The organism is Leeuwenhoekiella sp. ZYFB001 (genome assembly GCF_011784865.1).
GTDB classification, from domain to species: domain Bacteria; phylum Bacteroidota; class Bacteroidia; order Flavobacteriales; family Flavobacteriaceae; genus Leeuwenhoekiella; species Leeuwenhoekiella palythoae.
The window spans coordinates 148,924-165,000 of sequence record NZ_CP050460.1; the positions used below are offsets into that span (position 1 = coordinate 148,924).

General features: G+C 38.2%; 9 protein-coding genes and 1 rRNA gene (1 of these 10 only partly in view). 6 read left to right on the forward strand and 4 right to left on the reverse strand.

The genetic code is table 11. The annotated features are described in order from the left end of the window. Window positions 1–50: 50 nt before the first annotated feature. Window positions 51–1,745 (reverse strand): lysine--tRNA ligase, encoded by a 1,695-nt coding sequence (gene lysS, locus HCN54_RS00555; RefSeq protein WP_167596154.1) that lies wholly within the window; start codon window positions 1,743–1,745, stop codon window positions 51–53. Window positions 1,746–1,864: 119 nt separating this feature from the next. Here lysS and HCN54_RS00560 point away from each other — a divergent pair, with 119 nt between their 5' ends. Continuing rightward, window positions 1,865–2,017: a YqaE/Pmp3 family membrane protein gene (locus HCN54_RS00560; RefSeq protein ID WP_072984927.1), complete on the forward strand. Its 153-nt coding sequence runs from the start codon at window positions 1,865–1,867 to the stop codon at window positions 2,015–2,017. 64 nt (window positions 2,018–2,081) lie between these two features. After that, window positions 2,082–2,795: a lipoyl(octanoyl) transferase LipB gene (lipB, locus tag HCN54_RS00565; RefSeq protein ID WP_167596155.1), complete on the forward strand. Its 714-nt coding sequence runs from the start codon at window positions 2,082–2,084 to the stop codon at window positions 2,793–2,795. On the opposite strand, the gene HCN54_RS00570 is transcribed toward lipB, so the two are convergent. The 3 genes from HCN54_RS00570 to HCN54_RS00580 all read right to left on the reverse strand — a co-directional run bounded on the left by HCN54_RS00570 (window position 2,796) and on the right by HCN54_RS00580 (window position 6,797). Beyond that, window positions 2,796–3,479, reverse strand: coding sequence for a hypothetical protein (locus HCN54_RS00570; protein ID WP_167596156.1), 684 nt, complete (start codon window positions 3,477–3,479; stop codon window positions 2,796–2,798). Window positions 3,480–3,646: 167 nt separating this feature from the next. Continuing rightward, window positions 3,647–6,130, reverse strand: a complete 2,484-nt coding sequence (locus HCN54_RS00575) for a hypothetical protein (protein WP_167596157.1) — start codon at window positions 6,128–6,130, stop codon at window positions 3,647–3,649. A gap of 64 nt (window positions 6,131–6,194) precedes the next feature. Next, window positions 6,195–6,797, reverse strand: coding sequence for a ribonuclease HII (locus HCN54_RS00580; RefSeq protein ID WP_167596158.1), 603 nt, complete (start codon window positions 6,795–6,797; stop codon window positions 6,195–6,197). Between the two features lie 255 nt (window positions 6,798–7,052). On the opposite strand from HCN54_RS00580, the gene HCN54_RS00585 reads away from it, so the two are divergent. From HCN54_RS00585 to HCN54_RS00600, 4 genes are all read left to right on the forward strand, one after another. Beyond that, window positions 7,053–10,298 carry a SusC/RagA family TonB-linked outer membrane protein gene (locus HCN54_RS00585; protein WP_167596159.1) on the forward strand — a complete coding sequence of 1,082 codons (3,246 nt, stop codon included), beginning with the start codon at window positions 7,053–7,055 and terminating at the stop codon, window positions 10,296–10,298. Window positions 10,299–10,303: 5 nt separating this feature from the next. After that, a complete protein-coding gene (locus HCN54_RS00590; RefSeq protein WP_167596160.1) occupies window positions 10,304–11,818 on the forward strand; it encodes a RagB/SusD family nutrient uptake outer membrane protein in 1,515 nt (504 codons plus the stop codon). A gap of 180 nt (window positions 11,819–11,998) precedes the next feature. After that, on the forward strand, window positions 11,999–13,963 hold the full coding sequence (locus HCN54_RS00595; RefSeq protein ID WP_240924918.1) for a putative porin: 1,965 nt from the start codon (window positions 11,999–12,001) through the stop codon (window positions 13,961–13,963). Between the two features lie 903 nt (window positions 13,964–14,866). After that, window positions 14,867–16,077: ribosomal RNA gene (locus tag HCN54_RS00600) — 16S ribosomal RNA — on the forward strand; it runs 317 nt beyond the window's last position.

Genomic DNA, 16,077 nt, shown 5'->3' on the forward strand with positions numbered 1-16,077 from the left:
CCCGACTCAAAACTGAATCGGGCTTTTAAATTATTTAGAAAATTCTGTGATTAATCTATTAGAGTAACCGTAAGGTTTTCACCTTCTTTCTCAACTTTAGCTAGCTTTTGTTTGGTAAGGCCTTTAATGCCTTTATCCCATTTTTTATTGCTTAACCCGGAAACTTCTTTTAAAGTGTCTAGTGAAAGATTTTTTTCCTTCTTGAGAATATTAAAAATGGTTTTTTCTTCTTCAGTCAATTCTACCTTCTTACGTTCGGGTTTCATTTGTGGGAAGAATAATACCTCTTGAATAGATTGATTATTAGTCAAGAACATAATCAAGCGATCCATCCCAATTCCTAAACCAGATGTTGGGGGCATTCCGTATTCAAGAGCTCTTAAGAAATCCTGATCAATAAACTCTGTCGCTTCATCATCTCCTTTTTCAGCAAGTTTAAGTTGCTCTTCAAAACGCTCGCGTTGATCAATAGGATCGTTCAATTCTGAATACGCATTGGCAATCTCCTTACCGCAAACCATAAGTTCAAAACGCTCAGTAAGCTCAGGGTTTTCACGATGTTCTTTACACAACGGACTCATTTCTTTAGGGTAGTCTGTGATAAATGTAGGCTGTATAAAGTTGCCTTCACATTTCTCACCAAAGATCTCATCAATGAGTTTCCCTTTACCCATAGTTTCATCAACTTCAAGACCCATTCCTAGAGCAGCCTCACGAAGTTCAGATTCAGACTTGCCAGTGATATCATAACCGGTAAATTGTTTGATCGCATCGGTCATAGTTACACGCGCGTAGGGCGCTTTGAAGTCTACTTTATGTTGACCAAAAGTAGCTTCGGTAGTACCATTTACAGCAGTAGCACAATGCTCAAGTAGTTTTTCAGTAAAGGCCATCATCCAGTTGTAGTCTTTATAGGCTACATAAATTTCCATTGCCGTAAATTCTGGATTATGCGTACGGTCCATTCCCTCATTTCTGAAGTTTTTAGAGAACTCATAAACTCCATCAAAACCACCAACGATCAATCTTTTTAGATACAATTCATTGGCAATTCTCAAATACAAGGGAATGTCTAAAGCATTGTGGTGCGTAATAAAAGGTCGTGCTGCAGCACCTCCCGGAATAGATTGCAGGATAGGTGTTTCTACCTCAAAATATCCCTTGTCGTTGAAGAAATTACGCATTGCAGCAAAAAGCTTGGTGCGTTTAACAAATACGTCTTTAACTTTTGGATTGACTACAAGATCTGCATAGCGCTGGCGATAGCGCATTTCAGGATCGTTAAATTTGTCAAATTCGTTTCCATCTTTATCCACTTTAGGCAAAGGAAGCGGTTTAAGCGCTTTACTAAGCAGCGTGAATTTTTTAACCATCACGGTTTTCTCACCTACTTGAGTGGTAAAAAGTTCGCCTTCAATACCTATAAAATCACCAATATCGAGTAACTTTTTGTAGACGTCATTGTACTGTGTCTTATCTTCTCCCGGGCAGATTTCATCACGATTAAAATACACTTGAATACGACCGGTTGAATCTTGCAACTCTGCAAAAGAGGCTTTACCTTGAATTCTACGAGACATCAATCTGCCGGCGATAACCACCTTTTTACCGTCTTCAAAATCCTGTTTTATCTTCGCTGAAGTATGATCTACCGGATACAAATCTGCCGGATATGGGTTTATGTTTAATTTGCGTAAACCTGCCAGTTTCTCGCGTCTGATAATTTCCTGTTCTGAAAGTTGCATAATGCTGTCTGTATTTAAGCCCGCAAATATAGCAACTCGCAGCCGAGAAATCAATAACTGTAACGAAAGCTTAGTAATTGTGTCTTATAGACCATCAATCATCATAAATCAAATCAAAAATGAGTTTTTTTAGGGCGTTAATCGCCATCTTTTTGCCGCCTTTATCGGTTCTTGATAAAGGGTGCGGCTCTGTATTATTAGTAACCCTGCTATGGTTTTGTGGCTGGATTCCCGGTGTTATTGCAGCATTAATAATCGTAAACCGGCGCTAATCATCTTAGTTACTGATCTTCTTAGAGGTTATGCGCAGGCTAAAATGTATTGTATCTTTGCAGTATGAATAAGCAAGTAGAAGTACAGGATTTAGGAAATCGCGACTACAAGGAAGTCTGGGATTATCAAGAGCAACTGTTTAAAAATATTTTAGATCTAAAAATTAAGAACAGGCGCGAAGAAACTGATTTTGCCACCCCTAATCACTTTTTATTTGTAGAACATCCGCACGTGTATACCTTAGGGAAGAGCGGTGATATAAGTAATTTGTTGGTTTCTGAAGAGCAACTCAAAGCCAAAAATGCTACCTTTTATAAGATCAATAGAGGAGGAGATATCACGTATCACGGTCCTGGTCAAATTGTGGGATATCCCATTTTAGATCTTGAAAATTTCTTTACTGATATTCATAAATACTTAAGGCTTCTGGAGGAAACCATCATCTTAACTTTAGCAGAATACGGTTTGAAAGCCCAACGTTCTGATGGGGAAACCGGTGTGTGGCTTGATGTAGGCACTCCGTTTGCGAGAAAGATCTGTGCTATGGGCGTACGTGCCAGTAGGTGGGTTACTATGCACGGTTTTGCATTTAATGTTAATGCTAATCTTGGCTATTTTGATAATATAATCCCTTGCGGAATTAAAGAAAAAGCTGTGACCTCGCTTAACGTAGAACTCGGGCGTAGTGAAGTGCCTTTAGAAGAAGTCAAGCCAAAATTACTTAAACATTTTGCCGATTTATTTGAAGCAGAGTTGGTGGAAAAGGCCTCTGTGTAATCAGAATTTTAGATCAGTAAGGAGATTGATTCCGGTTATCGCACCCTCTACATTATAATCTACTTGCTTTACAAGTCCAATATCTTCTGCAAACCATTGTTTAACGCTTCCAGTGTTATTGTTGCGTGGTTTCATATGTGTTTTTGCTTCTATCAAGTAACATTCAAAAGTGCCTGCAGGTGTGTTAATGGTTTCTTTTGCAGTCACTATTCTATCGGTTAAATAATAATGTAGTCTATGGGTGATGGGTGCTACTTCGACTTCAATTTCATAAGCCGCATTGCTCAATTTTTGACCTACATCAAGTTTTTTAGGAATGGCTATGCTGCTTGCTGAAGCATCAAAATTCATATTGCTATATTCTTCAAAAACATAGGCAGGAATGATGTTCCGGTTGTTGATCAATAAGGTCGAATCAGCGCATTCTAACGAATAATAATTTTGAGGTTCTTGGGTTGGTGCATCTTTGTCAATTTGTGCAATGATCGCTTTTCGACCTGAAAGCGTATTGAACGTTGAAGAAACATTAAAATTTGTAACCGCAACTAAAGTGTTAGAAGTTCCGTAAGCGGTGATTTCAAAAGATGTTTTTTCAGTTAATTTTTGATTGTCAGCGCATAGGTTTTGAGCACTGGCAAAAATGCTGTAAAGCAAACTCACAATAAAAAAGGCTGAATTTTTCATAGGCTGTTATTTGAGTCCATAATTTTGAATGGAAACAGCATTACAGAAACATCTAGGAGGCGGCTCTGTATTCAGGGAAGCTATTTAGCTATAAAGGTACTAAGATAAAAGCTCAGATTTAGGGGTGAAAATCCCTTTTAACACTTTGAAAAACAGTTTATTTAGGTTTAGTTGATCTGATAGATCAACACACTGTCTGACTCTCCTTTAAGCGTTAAACCTAAGTCTTTAGAATTGTGCAACGTGCCAAAATCTAACTCCGAAGCTCCATAAACAGGGAAATTGGAAAGCAAGGTTCCTTTGCTGGTGTAGAGAAAAGATTTATTATTCTGTAAGTCAGTCATAGCAACGTAATAAGAATTTTTAGCCTTAATAACCTTAAGACCGGTGTAAAGTCCTAAGTCTATTGGAATTGCTTTTTGGTTAATACTAAGTTGCTCGGGGAGCAGGAGTGCTTCGGTTGAGTTAAGACGATCGTACTGAATTTCAGAACCGCTACCTAGCGCTTTTCGGCTTGTTTTTCCGCTTTGCGAAATAGTTATTAAGGAGCCATTCTTCTCACGGACTAAAAATGCCGAACCGTTTTCAAAAATCGGACTTTCAGCAAAGTCAAATGTTTCCTTAAGTGGAATTCTCGTCTCGCCGCGACGGTTTAAAATCTCCAGTTTCCCGGAAGTCAATTGGACCAAAATATAATCTTTAGACCCTAAGCGGATGTGTTGAGGCGCTTTAAAAAGGCTGGTGGGTGCTTCGGTATAGTCAAAACCTTTAACCTTATTGCCTTCCCGATCAAGCATCGTCAAAGTGTTTCCTTGTGTGATTACAAAACGATAGTCTCTACTGCCACTATAATCAAATACGGCAAGAGGCTGAGTTATATTGCTGTAGTTGAGATCGAAAGGTTTAACGACAGTACCGTCACTGGCAATAATGTAGAAGTGAGAAGGTGTTGTAAAGGCATATTGCAACCTGCCATTTTTATAAAGATCCACTTGCTGAATTTTGCCTAAAATGGGTCCGTCTAACTCCTTTTTCCATTCAATTTTACCATTTGCATCTATATGATAAAGCGTATTGCCAATATCTTGAACAAGAATATTCTGACCTTTAGTACGATAGTTTCTAAGCATTTGCGGAGCATTCAAAAGATCCTGATCAAGCTGAACGCTCGCAGTCTGAACCACTTGAGCTGCAGTATTAGCTGCTGAAATTTTATCTACACGCGCATTTACGTAAGTAAAATCATCAGCTTGAACCAATTGCACCATTGCAGCCGGGAATTGTTCAAAATCAATTGCTTTCAGTTTTTTTGCTTCGGTTTTTGAGACTTTACCAGAGAGGTAAGTGGCTAATAAATTGGTGTTGCCATAATAAGTAAGTGTTGAAGCATCACTCATTTTTTTAGCAAGCGTGTTGTAGGCTGGCGTTTTCTTTAAAAGCGCTTCGTTTTGATAATTAGCGATATAATCTTTGAGAAGGTCTTGCGATTTAGCAAAAGCTATAAGATTACCTAGCGTACAATAATAGTTTACGGTGGGAGGGTTCAAAAGCTCTTTAAAAGTACTTTTAATAAAAGTAGAATCAGATATTTTATAAATATCTAATGCTCTAAATGTTTCAGATTTGGTCGAAATGGGAGCAAGCGCCTTTTCAGAAATTGTAATATCATTACTGTAATTGAGTAGTAGATTTTGTTCATTGGTGTAAACCACTGCGAGCTCATTGATCGAAGCAAAGTAGTCTTCCAAAGGCACAGAAAAATCCTTGACTGAAGCATTTCGTTTTTTAGCAAGATTGTTTTTATAGGTTTCCCATTCCTCATACTGAAAACTAATTACACCGCGGCATTGCGCCGTGGCATTAAGAATAAGTTTAGAGGGTGCCGGGTTCAAGTCTTGTAAAAGATCAAAAGTTTGTTTGCCATTTTGTTCAGAAGTCAAGACTCCACTAAGGTTTAAAGATGTCTTGGAGTCTAGATCAATATCAAGCGCCAACCATTGAAAAGGAATTTCCGAATCTAAAAATTTGAAATCAGGAATTATGGTTTTGAATAACCTTTTAAAATAAGAACCACGCACATATATATTAGGACTGCCATTATCACTGGTCTTGATCATCTGTTCCAGTGAGAGATCAATAGGATCCCGTCCTGTATTGTTTTGAAGGATTGTGTTTTCGAGGATCAGTTTTGAAGTACTTGCAATAAAAATATCCTCATTGTTCAAAAAGTAAACCGGAGATTTTGTTGAAGTGATGGTATTTACGGTGGTTTCCTCGTACTCATACGAAGTGATATTTTTGGTGAAAACAGAATCTGTTTGTAGGAGCTTCGGGTGATTTTTAGTGATGAGCGCTAGATCAAAATCATTATCTCCAAGAGCAACAAAAGCAAGATATGCATCGTCCTTTGGCGCGAATTTTTTGAGCAGGTCTGCATACTCTAGAAGTGTATTGTAGAAACCGGTTTCATTTAAAACAGCCGAGGGTTCATTGATTTTAAGCGTTTCATTGAAAGTATCCCAATCAGGTATTCTAAGAATAGCTGCAGATTTTTGAGGGATGAGATGCAGTAAATTGGTATTAGTAGTTGGTGTTTGTTTGCAGTTAGTGATTAAGAACAAAAGTGCGAACGCTAAAGCAAGTCTCCTCATTAGAATACATTTTAAACACAGCAAAGGTAAGTACTCTTAAGTCAGAATATATGTTTACACAACCTTAAATGTCAAGCCGAAGCTGCTCAGGCAATTGTTTGAAACTTTTACGATGATGAGGGGTAAGTCCGTATGCTTTGATAGCTTCTCGATGCTCTTTAGTGGGGTATCCCTTATTTTTCTTCCAGTTGTATTGCGGAAATTGCATATGCAAGTCCGTCATATATCGATCCCGTTCCGTTTTAGCTAAAACCGATGCAGCAGCGATAGATAAAAATTTGCTGTCGCCTTTTATGATGCATTCGTGTGAGCAATCTTTATAAGGCTTAAAGCGATTACCATCAACTAAAATATGTTTAGGCTCTTGTTGCAACTGTTCTATAGCCAGGTGCATCGCCTTTATTGATGCATTAAGGATATTAATAGTGTCAATCTCATCCGGAAAAACGTGAGCAATGCTATAGGCAAGAGCTTCTTTTTCAATTATAGGCCGCAATAATTCACGAGACTTATGATTAAGTAATTTTGAATCTGTTAAGGTTTCATTAACAAAAGAGTCGGGTAAAATAACGGCCGCAGCAGTGACGGGACCTGATAAACAGCCTCTTCCGGCTTCATCGGTACCGCATTCTATTAATTTATTTTGTGAACGTAATTTCAAAATCATAGAGGTGCAAAATAGAACTATTTTCAAAATTGCTCAGCGGAGAAGCTCTTAAAGAGTTGAATTTTAAAAAATTATGTACTTATTAAAATATTTTTTGAAAATACTTTGATTAGCTGAGTATCTGTTAAATAAAAGCTAATTAAAACGTTTATTTTAATTATTTACTATGTTAAATCTTAAATGTATCTAAAAATTCGTTGTAATTCTAAGAAACTTTTAAGATGTTTGCGATGGCTAATTCAAATAAATAAATTTATGAAATCAAAAATTACGTGGTGCTTTGCGCTAGGTTTACTGTTTTTAACACAGTTGACATTCGCTCAGCAAAAAACTGTTACTGGTACAGTAACTGACGGCAATAGTATGCCGCTACCAGGGGTAAACATTGTGGTTCAAGGAACCAGTGTTGGTACTCAAACTGACTTTGATGGGAATTATTCTATCAGCGCAGAGCAAGGGCAGAACCTTGTTTTTTCTTACATTGGTTTTCAAGATCAAGTAGTGGCCGTAGGAGCTTCTTCAACTATCAGTGTTTCTATGCAAGCAGGTGAGGAGTTAGATGAGGTGGTGGTTACTGGTTTTGGTAATGTTTCTAAAACATCATTTGCAGGTTCAGCAAAAGTTGTAGGAGGTGAACAAATCTCAAAGAAATCTTTTTCAAACGTTTCTCAGGCACTAGCGGGAGAGGCAGCTGGAGTTGCAGTATTTAACACAACTGGTCAGCCTGGTAGTACTTCGCAAATTAGAATCCGCGGTTTTGGATCTATCAATGGTAGTAATGATCCTCTTTATGTAGTTGATGACGCTCCATTTGGAGGAAGTCTTAATGATATCAATCCTAATGATATCAAATCGGTTACTATTCTTAAGGATGCATCTGCAACATCACTGTATGGTGCGCGAGGTGCAAATGGGGTAATTGTAATTACAACTAAGAAAGGTAAGGGTGAAGCAAGTCGTTTAAATGTGTCAATCAAAACCGGTACAAACTATCAAGGTATTGACAGATATGAAACAATTAGTTCTCCTGAAGAGTATATTGGAATTTCTTGGGAAGGAATCTATCAAAGAGGTTTGTTAGAAAACGACGGTGATCAAGCTGCCGCAATCGACTATGCAAATGCCAACTTATTCGAAGGGGCTAATGCAGATGTTTCTGATATTTCGCCTGTATATAATATGTGGAATATTGGAGGTAGTGATGCAGCGGCTGTTGCCCAATTGATTGATCCGGCAACCGGTATGGTACGTCCGGGTGTGACTAGAAGATATACTCCAGAGAGTTGGGAGGATTTTGCTTTTCAAAGCTCTAACAGAACAGAGGCTAATGTTTCTGTTTCAAATAGCGGAGAAAAGTCTTCAGTATACGCTTCATTCGGTTTTATCGATGATATAGGGTATGCAAGTAATACAGATTACCAGAGATTGAATGGTCGTGTGACTGCTACAAATAATATCTTAGATATTATCGATTTAACTACTACTATTAACTATGCTCAGAGTGAGCAAAATAATAATGGTACCGGTTCTTCTTCATCTTCTCAGTTCTGGTGGATTGATAATATACCACCTATCTACCCATTATTCCGTAGAGATGCGGATGGTAACAGAATTCCTGATCCTATTTACGGTGGTTTCTTATATGATTATGGTTTAGAAGATGGTCGTGGTTTTGGTTTTGCTACCAATGGTGTGGCTGATTCTCAAATTAACATCAGCAACAATAAAGGTAATGCGGTTAACTTTAATAATGACTTCAAGTTGACATTATTAGATGGTCTGACATTAGAGAATAACTTTGCGTTTCAGTATTACATGAATGATAATACCACGCTAAACGAACCGTTCTATAGCCCTTCACAAGGAGACGGTGGTAGAATTGATAGATCAAGATCTGAAACACAAAACTATACCCTTAGAACTGGATTGCGTTATAACAAGCGTTTTGGCGAATTTAATGTTTCTGCATTCCTATCTCACGTTGCGACTGCTTATGAGTTTAACTATTTGCTAGCGAGCCGTTCTAATTTGGTAACTCCTTTTGGGCCAAATATTTCAAATGGTGTTGTTAATAATCCAAGTGACGGGTTTACAAGAGATGAGAGAACTGAGAGTTATATAGCAAACGCAACTGTGGATTTTGCTAATAAGTATTTCTTAAATGCTACATTTAACAGAGATGCGTCTTCACGTTTTGTAAATGAAAAATGGGGTAATTTTTACTCTGTAGGTGCTGCTTGGGTATTAACTCAAGAACAGTTTTTAAATAGCTCTAACTTTGTGGATTTCTTGAAATTAAAAGCGAGTTATGGTGTTCTTGGTAACTCTGCAGGTATAGGTCTATATCCTGGTTATAACTTATACTCTATCAACAATCTTAATGATAATATCTCATTAGCATTTACTACAAGAGGTAACCCAGATCTTACTTGGGAGAGCTCAAACCAGTTTAACGTAGGTGCTGAGTTTGAATTAGGAAACTTTGTTGATGGTTCGTTAGAATACTACAGAAAGACCACAACAGATATGTTCTTTACAAGAAACGTAGGGCCTTCAAATGGTTTTGCTAACATTCGTGTAAATGACGGTGAAATGTTGAACACTGGGGTTGAATTTGATCTTGACTTTAAAGTTGTTAACAATGGTAAATTCCGCTTGAATGTCGGGGTGAATGGAGCCTTGTTGTCAAACGAACTTGTGGCGCTTCCTATTGATCCAACTACCGGAGAGGAGCAGCGATTTGATCAAGATGGAAGTTACGGTCGTACGGCTGGTAGATCATTATATGATTGGTATATGCCTGTTTACGCCGGTGTTAATAGTGAGAATGGTGCTGCGCAATGGGAGCGTTATTTTGACGATGTTGACAACAATGGTACGTTCGGAGGAGATGATGTGATCATTACTTCTTTGACAGGTTATATGAATGATAACCCAGAAGCAAATATTGTTCAAGATATTACAGAAGTGTATGCTGAAGCAGCAGATAAGTTCATAGATAAAACTGCAATTCCTGATATTACCGGTTCTTTCCGTTTAAATGCTGAGTATGGTGCTTTCTCTCTAAGTGCTTTATTTGCTTATTCTTTAGGAGGGTGGTCTTATGATGGAGCTTATGCTTCTTTAATGGACAATGATTATGCAGGTACTAATAACTTTCACGTAGACATCAGAGATCGTTGGATGTCGCCTGGAGATGTTACTGATATTCCACGTCAAGATGCTAGATTTCAAATTCAGCAAAATGCTACTTCAACGAGATTTTTGACTAAAGCTGATTTCTTGGCTTTAAATAATATTCGTTTGGGGTATACAATGCCTGCTAACTTTGTGGAAAAAATGGGCCTTTCTAACCTTGATTTCTTTGTGACTGGTGATAACCTTGCTTTCTGGTCTGCCAGAAAAGGTTTCAATCCTTCTACGTCTGCTACAGGTAACTCTGACTTTTATAGCTATGCACCATTATCTACTGTTGTATTTGGTGTTAATTTAACTTTATAAAAAATATGAAAATGTTAAGAAAAATTATTTATTTCGGTGGGGCTCTTCTCTTGCTGGCGTCTTGTAGTGAAGACTATCTAGAAGTTTACCCAACAGAGACTTTATCTGCAGAGCAGGTTTCTGAAGCTGCGGAAATTAACCCTGATGTATCAGCTGGTACATTATTGGGTATTTATGAGAACTTATATCGTCGAGGTAGTGGTGGTACTGATAGTCAAGAAGATTTCGGAATCACAACGCAGTATATTCAATTAGACATGATGTCGGCGGATATGGCTCATTTAGGAAAGAGTTATAACAGACAAACTCAAATCTCAGAATTAACTGCAACTCTAGATCCTGATAATGCTTACAATTACAGAGGATGGAGGTTCTTATATCGAATCATTAACTTGTCAAACTTGGTTATTGATGGAGCTGGTGGTAATGATGTAGTGCCTGAAACTGAAACAGGAAGATTCACTATCGGTCAGGCTAAAGCTTTAAGAGGATATGCATACTATTTCCTTGCTCACATTTATGTGAATGATATTTCAGATTTATCTAAAGAAGTTTTGCCTATTTATACAAGTGCAAACGATCTTGATATGCCCAAAAGTACACTTCAAGAAGTATTTGATGTTGCTTTAAATGATTTATTAGAAGCGGAGACTTTACTTGAAGGTTTTAATAGAGATGCTAAGATTGAAATTAATCAGGATGTTGTAAGGGGGTTATTAGCTCGACTTTATGGAGCTATGAATAACTGGCCTAAAACTGAAGAGTACGCTAAAAAGGTTATAGATGCTGGATATCCAATTATGACGGCTGATGAAGTGGCATTACTACCGGGTGAAGATGGTAGTGTTGGTGGATTCAACGATATCAATAGCATTCCAGGAGTTCTATGGGGAATTGATATTACCCCTCAAGGGCAAGGTCTTGCTTCATTATTTTCTTGGTGGGGCTTTATGGATGCTTATAGTTATAGCTATGCTGCTGTAGGTAATCCAAAAGGAATGGATGCTGGCTTATATAGTAACTTTAGAGAAGATGATATTAGATTGTATCAGTTTAATTCTGATCTGCGACCATTAGGTAAGTTTTATTATAAAGGAGCCGAACTAAACGGTTTTGGATTATTTTCAGGTCCTCAGGTGAATATCGATTCGGATTCTCACTATATGCGAATTGCAGAAATGTATTTATTGCATGCCGAAGCTGCTGCTGAAAACGGAAATTTTGCTGCGGCTAGAACTAGCTTAAAAGCAGTCCTAGACTTAAGGTTGGATGATTCATCTTATATTGATGCAATGGCAACTACTGATTTAGCCGAAGAAGCTGCTTTGCAAGCGAGATTAGAGCTTTGGGGAGAAGGTCAATCTTATTTCATTATGAAGAGAAGACGTGAAACTCGTACTAGAGGCTCTAACTGGTTAGATTTTGCTGGTCAATCATTCTCACATGATGACGAGAAGTTAACTTATGAGATTCCTCAAAACGAGATTTTATTTAATACAAATCTTGGAGGTCAGAATTAATCGACATTCTGGATAAATATTAGAACCGGATAGTAATTCAATTGCTATCCGGTTTTTATTTGCAAGATATCTAGGTCTAGATAAATTGATGTATAATTGCGCGAGATAGAAGTATTAAATATTTTTTGATGATATTCTTCGTTATATATTTAGTTTCGCATATTTAAATAAGAGAGAAGTATGGGTTTTAGGATTAAACTTACTTGCATCATTGTATTAATGTTTGGTTTTAAGATGTTTTCTCAAGATAATTCTACAATTAGACGTGAAGGAGGAGGGAGAAACAGTTATGAAGACAGTTTAACTAATAGAGGTCTTAAAAATAGAGCAGCACGCCAACGCCCACCCTTAGATCTATACAAAATCATTTCAGTAGAAAATGATACCATAATCGTAGATACATCACTTACGATAGAAAAACTCTACAAGTATAATTACCTCAGGAAAGACAATTTTGAGTTGTTGCCATTTGCTAATGAAGGGCAAACCTATAATACGCTGGCCTATACTTTTGATAGTGAAAAAGTAATGCCTGAATTTGGAGCCCGTGCGCGGCATTTCAATTATATGGAGGTTGATGATATTTTTTATTATCAAGTTCCCACGCCGTTAACCGAGCTGTATTATAAAAGTGTATTCTCTCAAGGCCAAAACCTTGATGCGTTTTTTACGATGAATAAATCTAAACGCTTCAATTTTTCTATTGCTTATAAGGGGTTGCGTAGTTTGGGTAAATATCAAAACGCGCTTACCAGTACAGGGAATTTCAGATTCACGACCAATTATCAATCAAAAAATAACCGTTACAACGTTAAGGCGCATTATGTGGCTCAGGATTTATTAAACGAAGAAAACGGTGGCCTTACAGATCAAGCCTTGGTTAATTTCGGAGGAGGCGATTCTCAGTTCAATGATCGCGCTAGGCTGTCAGTTAACTTTGAAGATGCCGAAAGTATTCTCGATGGAGCTCGATTTTACATTAATCAGCGCTACGACTTAATTAAGCAGAATGACAGCGTCAATAAGAATAGGATTCAAATAGGGCATATCCTCAATTATGAAGACAAGTTCTTTGAATATAGGCAAACCACTCCCGCTACTGATCTTTTCGGCGAATCTTTTGTGACTTCTAATTTGGTAGATCGTACAGATTATGAAGAATTGAACAATAGAGTCTTTGTAGAGTATTCAAACAATATATTAGGAACGCTAAACTTTCAGGCTAATCATACCTATTACAATTATGGCTATAACTCGGTGCTCGTTCGAGAAGATGAGACGATTCCCAATGCACTTCAGGGGAATATTATTGCAGTCGGAGCTTCTTATAGAAAAGCGTACAAAGGATTTCAATTAAAAGGCGAAGCACAGACCAATGTGGTAGGTGACTTTTCGGGCTTAGATTTTAATGCAGAGGCCAGTTTTAAGCTAAAAGATAAAGCAGCATTTTCTGGCGGAATTCATATCAATTCTTCTCCTGCAAATTATAATCACTTGCTGTATCAAAGCAGTTACCAGAATTACAACTGGTACAATGCTGAAAATTATGAGAACGTAAAGACCAGTTCTCTCGATTTTAAGATGGAATCAAAAAAATGGTTCAATGCTTCTGCTAGTTTAGTGAGTATCGCAGATTATGCTTATTTCGGTAGAAATAACGCCGGCTTGGTGCAATCTTTTCAGGCAGATGCCAATGTCACCTATTTAAAAGTTAAGCTCAACAAGGAATTTAGATTGGGCAAATTCGGTTTAGATAATACGGTAGCTTATCAAAATGTTAGTTCAGGGATGAGTTATTTTAATGTTCCTGAAATCATCACGCGAAACACCTTGTATTATACAGATGAATGGTTTCAAAAGGCGCTTTTCGTTCAAACAGGTTTCAGATTCAATTATTTTACTGAATATAATATGAACGCGTATGATCCTGTACTTGCCGAATTTTACGTTCAGAACGATCTGGAGCTGGGTGGTTTTCCGTTGTTAGATTTGTTTTTCAATATGAAGGTTCGCCAGACGCGCATCTTTTTCATCGCCGAGCATATCAATTCCTTGGTGAGTCCTTCAGATTATTATTCAGCTCCGGGTTATCCGTACCGTGATTTTACGTTTCGTTTTGGCCTGGTATGGAATTTCTTTTTATAGGGTTTTGCTGTTTTTGACAACAACCTGGCTTTCGCTACTCGCTTAATTGCGCTTTAAGGGGCGCAACAAGAGCTCAAACAGGTCGCTCAATCCCTAACCCGGGTATTTTTGATGAAAAGCAATCAGAGTTTTTTTGTGTAGTTCATCGAGTAAATCAACTAAAATCTAGGTTTTGGCTTTTTTGGAGGTTCTTTGAATCCTTTAATATTTTAGCCTCATCAGCATATGCGTAACTTTTTTAAAAAACATTAAGAATGTAATCAGCTGTAAACAAGGTGTTAGAAGATTATTTTAAAAATACTTTCAAAAAGTGCTTGTGGGGTGAGATAATCGTTCTATATTTGCGCCTCCAAAATCGGATATAAAAAACGGTTTTACGTTCATAGAAATATAGATCAAGTAAACAATCTTAAGGTAAGCTTATAGGTTGTTTATGGGAAACAAATTTTCGCTTAGAGGTTATTAATACCTTTTGGCGGTGGCAAAAAATAAAGTTTAAAAAAAAGCTTGTTTTGTAAAGGAAAAGGGTGGTATCTTTGCCTCCCGATTTTCGGCAAAAAGTCGGAATAAGTTCTTTGTAAGGTTTTATAAAAACGGCTTAAAAAAAACTTTAATTTTTATTTGTTTGGTAAGAAAAAAGGTTTGTATATTTGCAGCCGCTTTCAGGGAGAGCAACGCACATTGAAAACGAGATGATTTGGTAATAAAAAGAGAGGTTCGATTCCTTACATCTAACGATAAATGATCTTCTTTAATTAGGGGAGAAGTTAATTGACATATTGAATTGACAACGCGTTCCGATATTATATCGGAATTGAATTAAAACTAGAACGACCATTTTGAGCGCTTCTTTATGAAGTGTGATTAAATTTCCTTATATCGTGGAATATTATTTAAGATACTACGATGAAGAGTTTGATCCTGGCTCAGGATGAACGCTAGCGGCAGGCCTAACACATGCAAGTCGAACGGTAACAGGAATTAGCTTGCTAATTTGCTGACGAGTGGCGCACGGGTGCGTAACGCGTATGCAATCTGCCTTGTACTGGAGTATAGCCCAGGGAAACTTGGATTAATCCTCCATAGTCTATTGATATGGCATCGTATTAATAGTAAAGGTTACGGTACAAGATGAGCATGCGTCCTATTAGCTAGTAGGTGTGGTAACGGCACACCTAGGCAACGATAGGTAGGGGTCCTGAGAGGGAGATCCCCCACACTGGTACTGAGACACGGACCAGACTCCTACGGGAGGCAGCAGTGAGGAATATTGGACAATGGGCGGGAGCCTGATCCAGCCATGCCGCGTGCAGGAAGACTGCCCTATGGGTTGTAAACTGCTTTTATACGGGAAGAATAAGTGTTACGTGTGGCACGATGACGGTACCGTAAGAATAAGCACCGGCTAACTCCGTGCCAGCAGCCGCGGTAATACGGAGGGTGCAAGCGTTATCCGGAATCATTGGGTTTAAAGGGTCCGTAGGTGGACTAATAAGTCAGTGGTGAAAGTCTGCAGCTTAACTGTAGAATTGCCATTGATACTGTTAGTCTTGAATTGTTGTGAAGTAACTAGAATATGTAGTGTAGCGGTGAAATGCATAGATATTACATAGAATACCGATTGCGAAGGCAGGTTACTAACAATATATTGACACTGATGGACGAAAGCGTGGGGAGCGAACAGGATTAGATACCCTGGTAGTCCACGCCGTAAACGATGGTTACTAGCTGTCCGGTCTAATTGAGGGCTGGGTGGCCAAGCGAAAGTGATAAGTAACCCACCTGGGGAGTACGTTCGCAAGAATGAAACTCAAAGGAATTGACGGGGGCCCGCACAAGCGGTGGAGCATGTGGTTTAATTCGATGATACGCGAGGAACCTTACCAGGGCTTAAATGTAGTCTGACAGATTTGGAAACAGATTTTTCTTCGGACAGATTACAAGGTGCTGCATGGTTGTCGTCAGCTCGTGCCGTGAGGTGTCAGGTTAAGTCCTATAACGAGCGCAACCCCTGTTGTTAGTTGCCAGCGAGTAATGTCGGGAACTCTAGCAAGACTGCCGGTGCAAACCGTGAGGAAGGTGGGGATGACGTCAAATCATCACGGCCCTTACGT